15 protein-coding genes are annotated in these 15,655 nt (G+C 72.4%); 12 read left to right on the top strand and 3 right to left on the bottom strand.

Annotation, left to right across the window (positions count from 1 at the left end):
• Positions 1–135 precede the first annotated feature (135 nt).
• Complete coding sequence (locus OG956_RS12785; protein ID WP_330338094.1) at positions 136–969, top strand: trypsin-like serine peptidase; 834 nt, start codon at positions 136–138, stop codon at positions 967–969.
• Here the strand turns inward: OG956_RS12785 and OG956_RS12780 are convergent, their stop codons facing one another.
• Together OG956_RS12780 and OG956_RS12775 are read right to left on the bottom strand one after the other, a co-directional pair.
• Positions 970–2,583, bottom strand: coding sequence for an N-acyl-D-amino-acid deacylase family protein (locus OG956_RS12780; RefSeq protein WP_330338093.1), 1,614 nt, complete (start codon positions 2,581–2,583; stop codon positions 970–972).
• A gap of 19 nt (positions 2,584–2,602) precedes the next feature.
• Positions 2,603–3,871: an amino acid deaminase gene (locus OG956_RS12775; protein WP_330338092.1), complete on the bottom strand. Its 1,269-nt coding sequence runs from the start codon at positions 3,869–3,871 to the stop codon at positions 2,603–2,605.
• A gap of 106 nt (positions 3,872–3,977) precedes the next feature.
• Here OG956_RS12775 and OG956_RS12770 point away from each other — a divergent pair, with 106 nt between their 5' ends.
• From OG956_RS12770 to OG956_RS12750, 5 genes are all read left to right on the top strand, one after another.
• Positions 3,978–5,072 (top strand): sugar kinase, encoded by a 1,095-nt coding sequence (locus tag OG956_RS12770; RefSeq protein WP_330338091.1) that lies wholly within the window; start codon positions 3,978–3,980, stop codon positions 5,070–5,072.
• Positions 5,069–5,845: an IclR family transcriptional regulator gene (locus tag OG956_RS12765; RefSeq protein ID WP_330338090.1), complete on the top strand. Its 777-nt coding sequence runs from the start codon at positions 5,069–5,071 to the stop codon at positions 5,843–5,845. The genes OG956_RS12770 and OG956_RS12765 overlap by 4 nt, the downstream gene beginning before the upstream one ends.
• A complete protein-coding gene (locus OG956_RS12760; protein ID WP_330338089.1) occupies positions 5,842–6,252 on the top strand; it encodes a RidA family protein in 411 nt (136 codons plus the stop codon). Before OG956_RS12765 ends, OG956_RS12760 begins: the two co-directional genes overlap by 4 nt.
• Before the next feature lie 105 nt (positions 6,253–6,357).
• Positions 6,358–7,878, top strand: coding sequence for a GntP family permease (locus OG956_RS12755; RefSeq protein ID WP_330338088.1), 1,521 nt, complete (start codon positions 6,358–6,360; stop codon positions 7,876–7,878).
• Between the two features lie 73 nt (positions 7,879–7,951).
• Positions 7,952–8,593 (top strand): hypothetical protein, encoded by a 642-nt coding sequence (locus OG956_RS12750; RefSeq protein ID WP_330338087.1) that lies wholly within the window; start codon positions 7,952–7,954, stop codon positions 8,591–8,593.
• Between the two features lie 60 nt (positions 8,594–8,653).
• Here the strand turns inward: OG956_RS12750 and OG956_RS12745 are convergent, their stop codons facing one another.
• A complete protein-coding gene (locus OG956_RS12745) occupies positions 8,654–10,369 on the bottom strand; it encodes a chitinase (RefSeq protein ID WP_330338086.1) in 1,716 nt (571 codons plus the stop codon).
• A 360-nt stretch (positions 10,370–10,729) separates the two neighbouring features.
• On the opposite strand from OG956_RS12745, the gene OG956_RS12740 reads away from it, so the two are divergent.
• The 6 genes from OG956_RS12740 to OG956_RS12715 are packed head-to-tail and all read left to right on the top strand — an operon-like array spanning position 10,730 to position 15,652.
• Complete coding sequence (locus OG956_RS12740) at positions 10,730–11,560, top strand: hypothetical protein (RefSeq protein ID WP_330342821.1); 831 nt, start codon at positions 10,730–10,732, stop codon at positions 11,558–11,560.
• Between the two features lie 57 nt (positions 11,561–11,617).
• Positions 11,618–12,325, top strand: a complete 708-nt coding sequence (gene cpaB, locus OG956_RS12735) for a Flp pilus assembly protein CpaB (protein ID WP_330338085.1) — start codon at positions 11,618–11,620, stop codon at positions 12,323–12,325.
• A 12-nt stretch (positions 12,326–12,337) separates the two neighbouring features.
• On the top strand, positions 12,338–13,570 hold the full coding sequence (locus tag OG956_RS12730; protein WP_330338084.1) for an AAA family ATPase: 1,233 nt from the start codon (positions 12,338–12,340) through the stop codon (positions 13,568–13,570).
• A gap of 7 nt (positions 13,571–13,577) precedes the next feature.
• Positions 13,578–13,955, top strand: coding sequence for a TadE/TadG family type IV pilus assembly protein (locus tag OG956_RS12725; protein WP_330338083.1), 378 nt, complete (start codon positions 13,578–13,580; stop codon positions 13,953–13,955).
• A gap of 1 nt (position 13,956) precedes the next feature.
• Positions 13,957–14,298, top strand: a complete 342-nt coding sequence (locus tag OG956_RS12720) for a TadE/TadG family type IV pilus assembly protein (protein ID WP_330338082.1) — start codon at positions 13,957–13,959, stop codon at positions 14,296–14,298.
• Between the two features lie 16 nt (positions 14,299–14,314).
• The gene (locus OG956_RS12715; protein ID WP_330338081.1) at positions 14,315–15,652 is read left to right on the top strand and encodes a CpaF family protein; all 1,338 of its coding nucleotides are present in this window, start codon (positions 14,315–14,317) and stop codon (positions 15,650–15,652) included.
• Positions 15,653–15,655 lie beyond the last annotated feature (3 nt).

The raw sequence follows: 15,655 nt of genomic DNA, 5'->3' as shown, positions 1-15,655 counted from the left end.
CACAGAGGGAAACCCCTACGCCCCGCCCCACGTCCTTGTCCCCACCCCCCTCCCGCGCTGACAATGCGCATGACAAACGACGAGCGGGCGGCCGGAAGATCTCCGGTCGCCCACGTCGTAAGAGGGGACCCCCACATGAACAAGCCTCTCCTTGCCGCGCTGTCCTCACTGGCCCTGGCCGGGCTGGGCGCCGCCCCCGCGGTCGCCGCGCCGCACGTGGCCAAGCCGGCCGCGGTGACCGTCTCCTACGCCGGCACCGTCGCGCTCAGCAACTGCTCCGGCTCGGTCATCCGCTTCCCCAGCTCCGCCGACACCGACCCGGCGCTCGTGCTCACCAACGGCCACTGCCTGGAGACCGGCTTCCCCGACCCCGGCGAGGTCATCACCGGCCAGTCGTCCAGCCGTGGCTTCGGCCTGCTCAACGCCTCCGGCAGCAGGGTCGCCACCCTGCGCGCCAACCAGGTCGTCTACTCGACCATGACGGACACGGACGTCACCATCTACCGGCTGACCACGACCTACGCGCAGATCAAGAGCGCGTACGGGATCAGCCCGCTCACCGTGAACGACACCCACCCCACCGCCGGTACCGCCATCAAGGTCGTCTCCGGTTACTGGAAGCGGACGTACAGCTGCAGCGTCGACGGGTTCGTGTACCGGCTGAAGGAGGGCGGGTGGACCTGGAAGGACTCGGTCCGCTACACCTCCTCCTGCAACACGATCGGCGGCACCTCGGGCTCGCCGGTCATCGACACCAGCACCGGCAAGGTCGTCGCCGTCAACAACACCGGCAACGAGGACGGCGAGCGCTGCACCGAGAACAACCCGTGCGAGGTGGACGAGAGCGGCAACGTCACCGTCCGTCAGGGCATCAACTACGCCGAGGAGACCTACCAGATCCCGGCCTGCTTCACCACGGGCAACAAGCTGAACCTCAGCGCCTCGGGCTGCGTCCTGCCCAAGCCCTAGCTAGCGGACGCCCGTGCGGCGGACGGACCGGCCCGCGAGCACGTCCGTCCGCTTGCCGTCCTCGATGGCGAACCGGCCGTCGACCAGGACGTACGGGATCCCGGTGGGCAGTCGGCGCGGCTCGGCGAAGGTCGCGCCGGGCGCCACCGTCTCCGGGTCGAACAGCACCAGGTCCGCCCGGTACCCCTCGCGCACCAGCCCCCGGTCCGGCAGCCGCAGCCGGGCCGCGGGCCGGGAGGTGAGGTGGGCGACGCACTCCTCCAGGGACAGGATCCCCAACTCCCTCACGTAGTGGCCGAGATAGCGGGGGAAGGTGCCGTAGGCGCGCGGGTGCGGCTTGGCGCCCCGGAGGATGCCGTCGGAGCCGCCCGTGTGGGCGCGGTGCCGCATGATCGCGCGGACGTTCTCCTCGTGGCCGACGTGCTGGAGGATCGTCGTACCGAGCCGGTCCTCGACCAGCAGGCGGCGGGCCGTGTCCCACGGGTCCTCGCCGCGCAGGTCCGCCGACTCCCGTACGGTACGGCCCACATGCTCGCCGAGTGCCGGGTCGGTGACGCCGGAGATCTCGATCGTCTCCCACTGCACCGGCACGCCATGGCAGCCGTCCGAGCCGGCGACCTCAAGCTCGTGCCGGATCCGCGCGGCCGTCGCCGGGTCGGCGAGCCGGGCCAGGACCTCCTCGGGGCCGCCCTCGCTCGCCCAGCTCGGCAGCAGCGCGGCCAGGGTGGTGCAGCCGGGGGTGTACGGGTAGGTGTCGAGGGTGATGTCCGCGCCCGCGTCGAGGGCCTCGTCCAGCAGGGCCAGCAGCTCGGGCGCCCGGCCCTCGTTCACGCCGAAGTTCAGCGTCGCGTGGGTCAGGTGCAGCGGGCAGCCGGCCTCCCGGGCGACGGCGATCGTCTCGGCGTACGCCTGAAGGGCGCCGGCGCCGTAGGAGCGGTGGTGCGGGCAGTAGTAGCCGCCGTACGCCGCCACCACCCGGCACAGCTCGGTCAGTTCGGCGTCCGGGGCGTACATGCCCGGCGGGTACGTCAGCCCCGCGGACAGCCCGACCGCGCCCTGTTCCAGCCCCTCCGCGACCAGCCGCCGCATCCGGTCCAGCTCCTCGGCGGTGGCCGGGCGGTCCTCCCAGCCGACGACGAGCGCGCGGACCGTGCCCTGGGGGACGAGATAGGCCGCGTTGACGGCGATGCCCCGGTCGAGCCGGTCCAGGTACTCGCCGACCGACCGCCAGTCGATCCCGACGTCGTCGCCGTACCCGTTCCAGCCGGTGACCGCCCGGCGGACCTCTTCCAGCGTGCGGTCGTCCACCGGCGCGTACGACAGCCCGTCCTGGCCGACGACCTCGAGCGTGACGCCCTGCGCGGCCTTCGCGCTGTGGTCGGGGTCGCGCAGCAGGGCGAGGTCGGAGTGGGCGTGCATGTCGATGAAGCCGGGGGAGAGGACCAGGCCCTCCGCGTCCAGCTCCCGCATGGCGCGCGGGCGCTGGCAGCCGGCCGCGGCGGCCTCCTTGACGATGGAGACGATCCGGCCGCCGTCGACCACCACATCGGCCCGGTACGACGGTTCGCCGCTGCCGTCGACGACGTCGGCGTCCCGGATGACGAGTTGTTCCACGGCCGGTACCTCGCGGGCTCTAGAAGAAGGTGCGGATGTAGTCGACGACCGTGCCGTCCGCCTCGGTCACGGGGATCAGCTGCCACTTGTCGAACGACGTGCACGGGTGCGACAGGCCCAGGCCGACCCAGTCGCCGACCTCGAGGTCCGCGCCGGGATCCGTGCGCAGCCAGGCGTGCTGGTCGGACAGGCCGCTCACGGTGATGCCGTCCGCCGGGCGCTCCACGTCCCCCCGGCGTACCGCCTGGGCGGTCGGCAGGTCCAGGTCGTGGGCCGCGTCGCGCTTGCCCGCGTTGGCGAAGGCCTGCTCGGGGGTGGGCCGGGAGACCACCTGCGCCCACAGCCGGAACGCGGGCTCCAGCGCCCCCTCCTCCGGAACGCGGTTGAAGGGGGTGATCCTGCGGTAGTGCCCGTCGTCGTGCGAGACGTACGCCCCCGAGCGCAGCAGCTTCAGCACCGGGCGGGACAGGGCGGGGATCTCCGCGAACACCTCGGCCACCGCGTCGAACCAGGCGCTGCCGCCCGCGCTCACCACGATCTCCTCCGCGTCCTTCAGGTGCCCGGCCCCGTCGACGGCGACGGCGAGCGCGACCAGCCGCCGCAGGTACGACCGCACCCGTTCCGGATCGGCCTTCGGGACCTCGCCCTCGTACCCCGCGACGCCGACGAGCCGCAGCGTCCGCGTCCCGGCCACCGCGCCGGCGACGGCCAGCGCCTCCGCCTCCGTGCGCACACCGGTCCGCGCGCCCTCGCCGGCGCCCAGCTCCACGACGACGTCCACGGGCCGTGCGGCGCCGCGGAGCGCGGAGTCCATCAGCTCGACGCCGCGCACGGAGTCGACGTAGGCGACCAGCCGGAAGCCGGGGTCGGCGGCCAGCTCGGCGGCGATCCAGCGGAGCGCGGCGGCGTCCACGAGTTCGTTGGCGAGGAACACCCGCCGGATGCCGAACGCCCGGGCGACCCGCACCTGGTGGGGCACCGCCAGGGTGATGCCCCACGCGCCGTGTTCGATCTGGCGGTGGAAGAGCTGCGGGGCCATGGAGGTCTTGCCGTGCGGGGCGAAGGCGAGGCCGTGCCGGGCGATGTAGGTCTCCATGAGCGCCAGGTTGTGCGCGAGGCGCTCGGCGGAGAGCGTCAGGACGGGGGTCGGGAAGCCGTCCGTGAAGAGGTTGCGGCGCTGGGCGGCCAGCTCGCCGACGGTCAGACCCTCGGCGTCCGGCGGGAGGCCCTTGAAGCGGTGGTCGACGCGTTCCCCGGCCAGCCGGGCGAGCGCTTCGCTGCTGCTCATGGAGCCCCTCTCCTGCCGTTGCATGCTCTGCAACGGTCATTGCACATCGTGTCGCCTGGTGTCTAGCATCTCGCCGGGACCGGGTCAACGGATGCCTCGCCCGGACATGCGGACAGGAGCCATCATCAACGACACTGCTGGCGCCGGGAACAGCGCGGCCCCGGACGTCGTGGACGTGGTCGCGCTCGGCGAGTCCATGGTCGCCTTCCTGCCCGGCCGGCCGGGCCGCCTCGCGGACGTGCCCTCCTTCGAACGTGCGGTCGGCGGCGCCGAGTCCAACGTGGCCTGCGCGCTGGCCGCGGCCGGGCACACGGCCCGCTGGGTGAGCCGCGTGGGCGCGGACGGGTTCGGCACGCACGTGGTCGAGCGGATCGCCGGGTACGGCGTCGACGTCGCCTCCGTGACCCGGGACCCCCACCGTCCGACCGGCGTCTACTTCCGCACGGCCGGCGACCGCGGCACGGGCGCGCACGAGGTGGCGTACTACCGCGCGGGCTCGGCGGCCTCGGCGATGTCCCCGGACACCGTGGACCTGGCGGCCGTACGGGCGTGCCGGGTGCTGCACCTGTCGGGGATCACGGCGGCGCTGTCCGGCGACTGCCTGCGGCTGGTGTACGAACTGACGGCACCAGGGCCGTCCCGCCCGCTGGTCTCCTTCGACGTCAACTACCGGCCCGCGCTGTGGCCCGGCGCCGACGGGCCGCGCGTCCTGCTGGAACTGGCGCGCCGCGCGGACGTCGTCTTCGTCGGGGACGACGAGGCGCGGGCCGCCTGGGGGCTGCACGGCGGTGCGGCCGTCGTGGAGGCGCTGCCCGAACCGGCGACCGTCGTGGTCAAGTACGGCGCGGGCGGGGCGGCGGCGTTCGACAGGGACACCGACGGCATGGCGGACGCCGGCGGCACCGCGACGATCGTGCGGGCCCCGAAGGTGGACGTCGTCGCCCACGTCGGCGCCGGCGACGCCTTCGCCGCCGGGTTCCTCTCCGGCACCCTGCGCGGACTTCCCGTGCGGGACCGCCTGCGCCTCGGCCACCTCTTCGCCGCCGCGGCGCTCACCGCCCCCGGCGACCTGGCCGCGCCCCCCGCCCGGGACCACGCCGACCGCCTGACCGCCCTGGACGACACCGCGTGGGAGAGACTTCGACTCGCCCCCGGCTGGACGCAGGCCGCGCGGGCCACGGAGGAGGCGAACACCCCATGAGCCAGACCGTCGACCGCGCCCTGAGCATCCTGCCGCTCCTGGCCGAGGGCCCCGCCGACCTCGGCCAGGTCGCCGACCGCCTCGGCGTGCACAAGTCCACCGCCCTGCGCCTCCTGCGCACCCTGCACGAACACGGCCTGGTCTACCGCCAGTCCGACCAGCGCTACCGCCTCGGCGCCCGCCTCTTCGCCCTCGCGCAGGAGGCGATGGAGAACCTCGACATCCGCGAGATCGCCCACCCCCACCTCGTACGGCTGGGCGAGGCCTGCGGGCACACCGTGCACCTCGCGGTGTACGAGGAGGGCGAGGTCCTGTACATCGACAAGGTGGACAGCCGCTACCCGGTCCGCATGTACTCGCGGATCGGCAAGCCCGTCGCCATCACGGTCGCCGCGGTCGCCAAGCTGCTCCTCGCCGACCTGCCCGAACCCGAGCGCCGTGCCCTCGCGGAGAGGCTCGAATACCCCGCGTACACGCCCCGTTCCACCCCCGACGCCGCCGCGTTCCTGCGGGAGCTGGAGAAGGTGCGCGAACAGGGCTGGGCCGCCGACCTCGGCGGCCACGAGGAGTCCATCAACTGCGTCGCCGCCCCCATCCGCGGCGCCGACGGCCGGGTGGTCGCCGCGATGTCGGTGTCCGCGCCGAACGTGGTCGTCACCGCCGAGGAACTCCTCACCCTGCTCCCGCAGGTCCGCCGTACCGCGGACGCGATCAGCGGCGAGTACTCCGGAAGAACGCCCGTGACGGACCCCACGAAGGACCCCACCGCATGACCGACAAGATCGCGCTCACCCCGAAGACCCACACCACCCCGCCCGCGAAGTTCTCCCACGGGGTGTGCAAGGGGAACATCCTCCAGGTCGCCGGCCAGGTCGGCTTCCTGCCCGCCGAGGAGGGCAGGCCCCCCACGCCGGCCGGCCCCACCCTGCGCGAGCAGACCCTCCAGACCCTCGCCAACGTCAGGGCGATCCTGGAGGAGGGCGGCGCGACCTGGGACGACGTGATGATGATCCGCGTCTACCTCACCGACGTGGACCACTTCGCCGAGATGAACGAGATCTACAACGCCTACTTCGAGGAGCAGGGCCTCACCCAGCCGCCCGCCGCCCGGACCACGGTCTACGTCGGTCTGCCGGCCGGCCTCCTCATCGAGATCGACGCGCTCGCCGTACTCGGCTGACGCTCCCCCAACTTCCGCACGGCCTGCACGGCACGGTGCCCCCTCGGGTGCCGTGCCGCGATCCCCCCTGCCCGAAAGCACCATGGACTTACGAAGAGGCCCCCTATGTCCTTGCTCGCCCCCGTGGCCGCCGCCACGCCCGCCGCCCCACCCCACACCGGCGGCCTGCTCCTTCTCGTCGACGGCACCCCCGGACTCCTCACCATCGCCGCCCTCGGTGTCGCGCTCCTGCTCTTCCTGATCATGAAGGTACGGCTGCAGCCCTTCGTCGCCCTGCTCACGGTCTCCATAGCCGTCGGCCTGCTCGCCGGCCTCTCGGTCACCGAACTCTTCGGCACCGTCCAGCGCTCCGACGCCGTCTCCACCATCGAGTCCGGCATGGGCGGCATCCTCGGGCACGTCTCGATCATCATCGGCCTCGGCACCATGCTCGGCGCGATCGTCGAAGTCAGCGGCGGCGCACAGGTCCTGGCCCAGCGTCTGCTGGCCCTCTTCGGTGAACGCCGGGCGCCGCTCGCCATGGGCCTGACCGGCCTGATCTTCGGCATCCCGGTCTTCTTCGACGTGGGCATCTTCGTCCTGGCGCCGCTCGTCTACGCGGCGGCCAAGCTCCCCCAGGACCCCGACGAGCCCCGTCCCGGGGGGACCCCCACCGGCAGGTCGATCCTCCTGTACTGCCTCCCCCTGCTGGCCGGCCTCTCCATGACCCACGCCTTCCTGCCCCCGCACCCCGGCCCGGTCGCGGCCGCCGGCCTGCTGCACGTCCAGCTCGGCTGGGTCATCCTCATGGGCGTCGTCTGCGGCGTCCCCGCGGTGCTGGCCGCCTGGGGGTACGCCGCCTGGGTCGGCAGGCGCGTCTTCGTCGCCGTACCGCAGGACATGGCCGAGGCGGCGGAGGAGGCGAAGCGGGCGGTGGCCGAGGAGCAGCGCGCGCAGGGCGTGCAGCCGCAGGAGCACCCGGTGCCGCTGGCCACGGTCCTCGCCATCATCGGCACGCCCCTGATCCTGATCCTCGCCGCGACCTTCTCCTCGATCGCCCTGGACCCGTCTCCCGCCCGCTCCGTGCTGGAGTTCTTCGGCAACCCCTTCGTGGCCCTCACCCTCGCCCTGCTGCTGGCCTCCTACCTCCTCGGCATCCGCCGCGGCTGGTCCCGCACGTCCCTCGAGGCGGTGTGCACGTCGTCGCTGAAGCCGATCGGCAACATCCTGCTGGTCGTGGGCGCGGGCGGGGTCTTCGGCGCCGTACTGAAGGCCAGCGGGGTCGCCCAGGCCCTGTCGGACACCTTCCACGGCGTCGGCCTGCCGGTGATCGTGCTGTCGTACCTGATCTCGCTCGTCCTGCGGGTGGCCCAGGGCTCGGCGACGGTGGCGATCGTGACGACGGCGGGCATCGTGGCGCCGCTGCTGACCGGGGACCACCACTCCCCGGCCTTCGCGGCCCTCGTCATCATGGCCATCTCGGCCGGCTCCGTCTTCGCCTCGCACGTCAACGACGGCGGCTTCTGGATGGTCGCCAAGTACTTCGGCATCAGCGAACGCGACACGCTGCGCACGTGGACGGTCCTGGAATCGGTGCTGTCGGTGGCGGGGTTCGCGGTGGCGGCGGTGGTGAGCACGTTCGTGTGAACGGGACGTGAGTGATTCCGGGGACGGGCGGGCTGACTGGTTCCGGCACAGGGAAGTCGTCCATACTGCCGCCGTGGAGCAGCGCATAGGAGCGAGCAGCAAGCCGTCCGAAGCACAGCCGTTGAAGGCCGAGCCCGTGACGGGCGCCGGTTTCGATCCGGCGTTCATCCCCGGGATCACGGTTCCGGCGCAGGGCGAGCCGGAGGAACCGGCGGACGCGGTGCCGGGCGGGGACGGGACGCCGGCCCGGCCTCAGGACGCGGCGGCGCCCGAGGGTTCCGCGCTGTCCGGGGAGTCCGCGGACAGCGCACAGGCCACGGACGCCGACGAGGCCGCGGACGGCGACGGCCCCGACGACGGCCCTCACGGCGGTCCGGTCTTCGAGGCCTCCGACCGCCGCGCGAAGATCGTGGCCGACCGCAAGGGCGTACGCCTGCGCCTGGACGAGGAGGCCTGCGAGTTCCGCTGGGACGAGATCGCCGCGGTCGAGACCGAGTCCCCGCGCTTCGGCAAGCGTTTCACGATCACCGTCCACACCCCGGACCGGCGCTGGTACCCGATCGAGATCGAGGCGGCGTCGCGGTCCCGTTTCAAGGAGTGGGACGACCAGCTGGACGCGGTGCTGGACGCGTACTTCGAGGACGAGCCCGCCAAGGACGAGCCCGCCGAGGACAAGGCGGCCGGCGGCGACGCCTCCGGTGACGACTCCGCCTGACACGGCGGCGACGCCCGGGCCCCCTCCGGGCCCGGGCGTCGTCATCCGCGGTGCCTCACCTCACGGCAGCGCGTGCACATGGGCGCCGACCGCGTTCGACCACGCGTTGCCCGCCGACGCGTCCCAGTTCGTCGACCAGGTCATCGCGCCGCGCAGGTCGGGGTAGGTCCTGGACGGCTTGAACGAGCCGCAGTTGGTGCCCGCCGTCAGGCAGTCCAGGGCGTTGTCCACCACGGTCGGCGAGACGTAGCCGCTGCCCGCCGCGCTCGTCGACGCGGGCAGGCCGAGGCCCACCTGCGAGGCGGCGAGGCCGCCCTGGAGCTGGATGCAGGCGAGAGCGGTGAGGAAGTCGACCGAGCCCTGGCTGTAGACCTTGCCGTCGCAGCCGAGCATCGAACCGCTGTTGTAGTACTGCATGTTGACGACCGTGAGGATGTCCTTGATGTTCAGGGCCGTCTGGAAGTAGGAGTTCGACGTCGACTGCATGTCGATCGTCTGCGGGGCCATCGTGATGATCAGGGACGAGCCCGCCTTCGACGACAGGGTGCGCAGGGCCTGTGTCATGTAGGTGGCGTTGAGGCCGTTCTCCAGGTCGATGTCGACGCCGTCGAAGCCGTACGTCTGCATCAGCGAGTACACCGAGTTCGCGAAGTTCGCCGCGGAGGCCGAGTCGTTGACGGACACCGTGCCGTTCTGGCCGCCGATGGAGATGACGACCTTCTTGCCGGCCGCCTGCTTGGCCCTGATGTCCGCCTTGAACTGGTCGACGGTGTAGCCGCCCAGGCCGGAGGAGTCCAGGCTGAAGGTCACGGCGCCCGGCGTCGAGGTGGCGTCGGCGAAGGCCACGGCGATGATGTCGTACGCGGAGGGCACGTCGGACAGCTTCTGCACCTTCGCGCCGTTGTTGAAGTTCTGCCAGTAGCCGGTCACGGCGTGCTTGGGCAGGGCGCCGCCACCGCCGCTGCTGCCGCCGGAGGCCGTCGTGCCCGTCACCGCCGCCGACTTCGCCGACTCGCCTGCCGCGTTCGTCGCGGTCACCTGGAAGGAGTACGACGTCGACGCCGACAGGCCCGTCACCGTGGCGGACGTTCCCGTCACCGCGGTCACCTTGGCGCCGTCGCGGTAGACGTTGTAGCCCGTCGCCCCCGACACCCCGGTCCAGGACAGCGACACCGACGAGGACGTCGTACCGGAGACGGACAGGCCGGCCGGCGCGGCGGGGACGGTCGGGGCCGGGTCGCCGCCTCCGCCGCCGTCGGGGCCGTAGACCGAGACGTCGTCGGCGTAGTAGGCGGCCTGGCCGTACCAGCCGTGCGTGTAGACCGTGACGGACGAGGTGGACGCGCCGGTGGTGAACGTCGTCGACAGCTGCTTCCAGGACGTCGTGTCCGGCGTCCAGGTCGACACGTCGGTGGTGCCCGTGCCCGTCACGCCCAGGTACGAGTAGCCGCCCTGCACCCACGCGCTCAGCGTGTACGTCGAGTTGGGCTTGACCGCGACCGTCTGGGTGCACTGGGCGTTGTCCTGGCCGGCCGGGGTCGCCTTGAGCGCGGAGGAACCGGAGTGCACCGGGGAGGAGACGGTCGTCCCGCTGCCGGCCGTGCACGTCCAGCCGGTGAGGCCCGACTCGAAGCCCGCGTTCCTCACGTTGTTGACGTCCGCCGCGGAGGCCGGGGCCGCGGCGAGCCCGGCGACGGACAGGGCCAGGGCCGTGGCGGCGGACCAGAGGGTGATTCGCCGTGCGCGGGGTCTGGGTATGCCTGGTGCAAGGTCCACTGGGGCCTCCGGTGGGGGAAGTGGGGTGGGGGCGAGCGTGCCTTGGGAGGTGAGGGGGAGATGCGGTGGCCACCGTCGGGCTCCAAGTTGGTCCAGACCAATCCGGGTGTCAAGAGGTCCAGACCAAAACCGTTTCCGTATCGCCGCTCAAGCTGTCCGGATTTGGCGGGAGTTGTGACCAGAGAGTTCCACGCGAGCTTCACAAACGCTGTTCTCCGGTCATACGGCCGTGGTTACAGTGCTCACGTAGTCACGCAGTGAAGTCGTCCCGGCGCACAGGAGTGACCTTCCGGTGGGCCGGCGGATGGGAAGAACGGGGAGCTGCGCGTGCCCACTGCCATTGCCGTCACCAGTGCCGACATGGCACTGCCGGCGCAGGACGAACGGACCGTGCCGGCCGTCGTGCTGGACGGCCTCGACCAGCGCCCGCTGGAGCACGCCCTCCTCGAACTCCACACCCTCACCGAGCAGTACGGCTACCTGATCGTCCTCTGCTCGGCCGCCACCCCCGAGCCCGTCGTACGCCGGCTGCACACCCTGCGCTCACTGCTGGAGAGCGACCGCATCGCCGTCTTCCGGCCCGCACTGCCGCCGCTCGCCGTCGCCGTGCTCGCCCGGCAGCTGCGCCAGCTCGCCTCCTGCGACCTCAGCCCCGGCGTGCTCGCCTCCGCCGGCCGGCTCCTCACCCACTACCTGCACGCCGGAGCCGTCCTCGGCTCCGTCGCCAAGCTGGACCGGGTGCCGGTCGGCCTGAAGGCGCACGCCAAGTCCTGGATGCCCGGCAGCCAGTTCGCCGTGCTCGCCCACCCGGAACCGCAACTCGTGCGCATCGCCCCCGGCGCCACCCTCAAGGGACCGGAGTTCCACACCTGGATGCTCGTCGCCAAGGGGCAGCAGGGGCACGGCGACTGGGTCGCCGGGCTCGCCGGGCAGTGGAGCGTGCACGGGCTGCGCGAGGTCCCGCTGCCCGCCGAGTCCCCGGTGTGGTGGGGCACCGGCCGCATGACCGAGTTCTGCAGCCACCTCGCCGACCTGTCGGTGCTCTACCAGCTCGTCACGTCGGTACGGCAGACCGCCTGCCACTGGTGCGGCCTGGACGTCATCGGCGACCGCTGCGTCTTCTGCTCCGCCACCCCGCCCGGGTACGAACCCGCCCCGCCCCGCGCCCTGGAACAGCGCACGCCCGCCTGACCCGCCCCGTACGTTCCCAGCCCGCTCGACCGATTCCCCAATGAGGTTGCACGGTTCATGAACTCCCGTCAGCGCCGCGGCGTGATACTGCTGATCCTGTCGGTCCTGTGCGCTCTCGGCGCGTTCGCCGGCGTGCTGTCCGTCGTCCACGACGTCGACTCCAAGGTCGGGCCCGAGGTCGGCGCCTACCGGGTGAAGTCCGACGTGAAGCCGTACACCGCCCTGGACGCGGGCCAGTTCGAGAAGATCAGGATGCCCAGGCGCTGGCTGTCCGGCAACGCCGTCACCGACCTGCGCCAGATCCAGGGCAAGATCGCGGTGACCACCCTGCGCAAGGGCTCCCTGCTGCAGACCGACATGATCGTCGACCAGCCCGCCCTGCAGCCCGGACAGCAGGAGGTCGCCATCATGATCGACGCGGCCACCGGAGTCGCCGGGAAGATCACACCGGGCTCGCACGTCAACGTTTACGCCACCTTCGCCGGGAAGAAGGAGGGCGACCCGGACCAGTCGAAGATCATCGTCACCGACGCCCGGGTCCTCGACGTCGGCCAGATCACCGCCCTCGACCCCGACCAGAACAAGAACCAGCAGCAGCCCAGCGAGGCCGTCCCCATCACCTTCGCGCTGTCCACCCTCGACGCCCAGCGCATCACCTACGCCGAGTCCTTCGCCCAGCGCGTCCGGCTCGCCCTGGTGGCGCCCGGCAGCGAGACCAGCGTCCCCGACAAGGACCGCACCTACGAACTCGCGACGGACAAGTGAGAGGCGGCCCGCATGCCCACCAGGATCCTCCCGGCCGGCACGGACCCGGACGCCGTCCGCTCCCTGACCACCCTGCTCAGCCAGCTCCCCGACGCCGAACCCCAGCCACCGGTCACCGACTCCACCCAGCTCGTCGACACCCTCGCCCGGCTCGCCGCCGAGTCCGTCGACGAACTCCCCGAGGTGGTCGTCGTCCACGAGCGCATCGGCCCGGTCCCGGCCCTGGAGCTGATCCGCGAGGTCGCCCTGCGCTTCCCGGCCGTCGGCGTCATCCTCGTGACCACCGACACGAGCCCCGGCCTGTTCTCCGCCGCCATGGACTCCGGCGCCCGCGGCCTGGTCGCGCTCCCGCTGTCGTACGAGGAACTCGCCAGCCGCGTCCAGGCCGTCGCCCAGTGGTCGACGGGGGTACGGCGCCACCTCGGGCACGGCGCCGAGCTGTTCGCAGGGGCGGGCGGCACGGTCGTCACGGTCAGCGGCGCCAAGGGCGGCGTCGGCGCGACCCTGGCGGCCGTCCAGCTGGCCCTGGCCGCCCAGGCCTCCGGCCGGCCGACGGCCCTGGCCGACCTCGACCTCCAGACCGGGGACGTCGCCTCCTACCTGGACATCCAGTTCCGGCGGTCCGTGGCCGACCTGGCCGCCATCACCGACATCTCGCCCCGCGTCCTCGCCGACGCCGTCTTCCGCCACGACACCGGACTCGCCGTGCTCCTCGCCCCCGCCGAGGGCGAACGCGGCGAGGAGGTCACCGACCGCGCCGCCCGCCAGATCGTCAGCGCCCTGCGCTCCCGCTACGAGGTGGTCGTCGTGGACTGCGGCGCCCAGCTCAGCGGCGCCGGGGCCGCGGTGGTGGAGATGGCCGACACCGCGCTGCTGGTCACCACGCCGGACGTGATCGCCGTACGCGCCGCCAAGCGGACCGTGCGGATGTGGGACCGGCTGCAGATCCGCAAGGCCGAGGAGACGACGGTCGTCGTCAACCGGCACACCCGCGGCACGGAGATCCAGCCGCCGCTGGTGCAGCGCATCACCGGGACCGCGCTGGCACGCACCGCGATTCCGGCCAATTTCAAGGAACTTCAAGCCGTCGTGGACGCCGGGCGGGTCCACGAACTGGACAGCAGGAGCACGGTCAAGCAGGCCCTGTGGGCGCTCGCCGGAGAGCTGGGACTGGTGAAGGCGGCCGAGGGGGCGCACCGGGGCAGCGGGCGCGGCCCGGGCGGATTCCGGCGGCGGAAGGAGTGAGCGCGCCATGACGAGGCCGGACGGAGACCGCGGACAGGTCAGCATCGAGTTCCTGGGGATGACGCCGCTGATCATCCTGACGCTGGTGCTGCTGTGGCAGGCCGTGCTCGTGGGGTACACCTTCACGCTCGCCGGGAACGCCGCGGACGAGGCCGTGCGGGCGGGGACCGCGGTGCCGCCGGGCGCGCGGCCGGCGGCCTGCTCGGCGGCCGGCCTCAAGCACCTGTCGGCGGCGTGGCGGGGGAGTGCGGCGGTGTCCTGCGGCGGCAGCGGCTATGTCACGGCCGACGTCAGGCTGCACGTCCCCGTGCTCTTCCCCGGGCTGATCGACTTCCCGGCCACCGTCACCGGCCACGCCGGCGCCGTCGAGGAGGCGAAGCACTGAGATGCCGTACCGCCGTGCCCGCGACCGGGGCCAGGTCGCCATCGAATACCTGGGGTTCATCCCGGTGCTGCTGATCGTCGGCCTCGCCGGCATCCAGATCGGGGCCGTCGCCTACGCCGCCGAACAGGCCGGTACGGCGGCCCGGGCCGGGGCGCGGGCCGCCTCCCTGCGGCAGGACGCCCAGCAGGCCTGCGCCGAGGCGGTCAGCGGAGCGCTCACCGTGACCTGCTCGTCCGGCGCCGGAGGCGACACCGTCACCGTCACCGCACGGGTCCGCATCCCCAGGGTCGTCTGGGACTTCGGCGACGCCACCAAGACCGCGACCATGCCGCTCGACCACTGACCGAGGAGGTGCCGACATGAGCCTGCGCGCACGCATCACCACCCCCGAGGAGCACGGCAGCCGGGGCGAGGACGGGCACCTGGTCGCCTCCTACCGGGCCAAGCTGCTTCAGGAGATCGACCTCGCCGAGATGAGCGCGCTCGCCGCCGCCGAGCGCAGGGCGCGGCTGGAGCGGGTGCTGGGCCACATCATCAGCCGCGAGGGCCCGGTGCTGTCCACCGTGGAGCGCGCGCAGCTGATCCGCCGCGTGGTGGACGAGGCACTCGGCCTCGGCATCCTCGAGCCCCTCCTCGAAGACGCCTCGATCACCGAGATCATGGTCAACGGCCCCGACGCGATCTTCGTGGAACGCGGCGGCCGCGTCGAGCAGCTGCCGCTGCGGTTCGTCTCCGCCGACCAGCTGATGCAGACCATCGAGCGGATCGTGTCCACCGTCAACCGCCGGGTGGACGAGTCCAACCCCATGGTGGACGCCCGGCTGCCCTCCGGCGAGCGCGTCAACGTCATCATCCCGCCGCTGTCGCTGACCGGCCCCATCCTCACCATCCGCCGCTTCCCGCGCTCCTTCACCCTCCAGGAACTGGTCTCCTTCGGCTCGCTCGACGAGCACATGGTGTACCTGCTGGCGGGACTGGTGCAGGCCAAGTTCAACATCATCGTCTCGGGCGCGACGGGCACCGGGAAGACCACCCTGCTGAACGCGCTGTCCGGGCTGATCCCGTCCCACGAGCGCATCATCACCATCGAGGACTCCGCCGAACTCCAGCTCCAGCAGGCCCACGTGGTCCGCCTGGAGTCGCGGCCCCCGAACGTCGAGGGCAAGGGCCAGGTCACCATCCGCGACCTGGTCCGCAACTCGCTGCGCATGCGGCCCGACCGGATCGTCGTCGGCGAGGTCCGCGGCGGCGAGTCCCTCGACATGCTCCAGGCCATGTCCACCGGCCACGACGGCTCGCTGGCCACCGTCCACGCCAACAGCGCCGAGGACGCCCTCACCCGGCTGCAGACCCTCGCCTCCATGTCCGACGTGGAGGTGCCCTTCGTGGCCCTGCACGACCAGATCAACAGCGCCGTCGACGTCATCGTCCAGCTCACCCGGTTCGCCGACGGCGCCCGCCGCATCACGGAGATCGCCCTGCTCGACAGCCACGGCGGGGAGCCGTACCGGATCGCGACCGTGGCCCGCTTCGACGCCCAGCCCATGACCCCCGACGGCCGCGTGTACGGCAGCTTCCGGTACTTCCCGCTGCCCCGCCGCACCGCCGACCGCCTCTACATGGCGAGCCAGCCCGTCCCGCAGGCCTTCGGAGTCGCCCGCAGCGCGGACGAACTCGCCACCCGAGAAGCCAGGTAGGCC

The organism is Streptomyces sp. NBC_00557, from assembly GCF_036345995.1.
GTDB lineage: Bacteria > Actinomycetota > Actinomycetes > Streptomycetales > Streptomycetaceae > Streptomyces.
The sequence above is the reverse complement of the archived record's forward strand: the minus strand, read 5'-3'. Positions and strand labels throughout refer to the sequence as shown.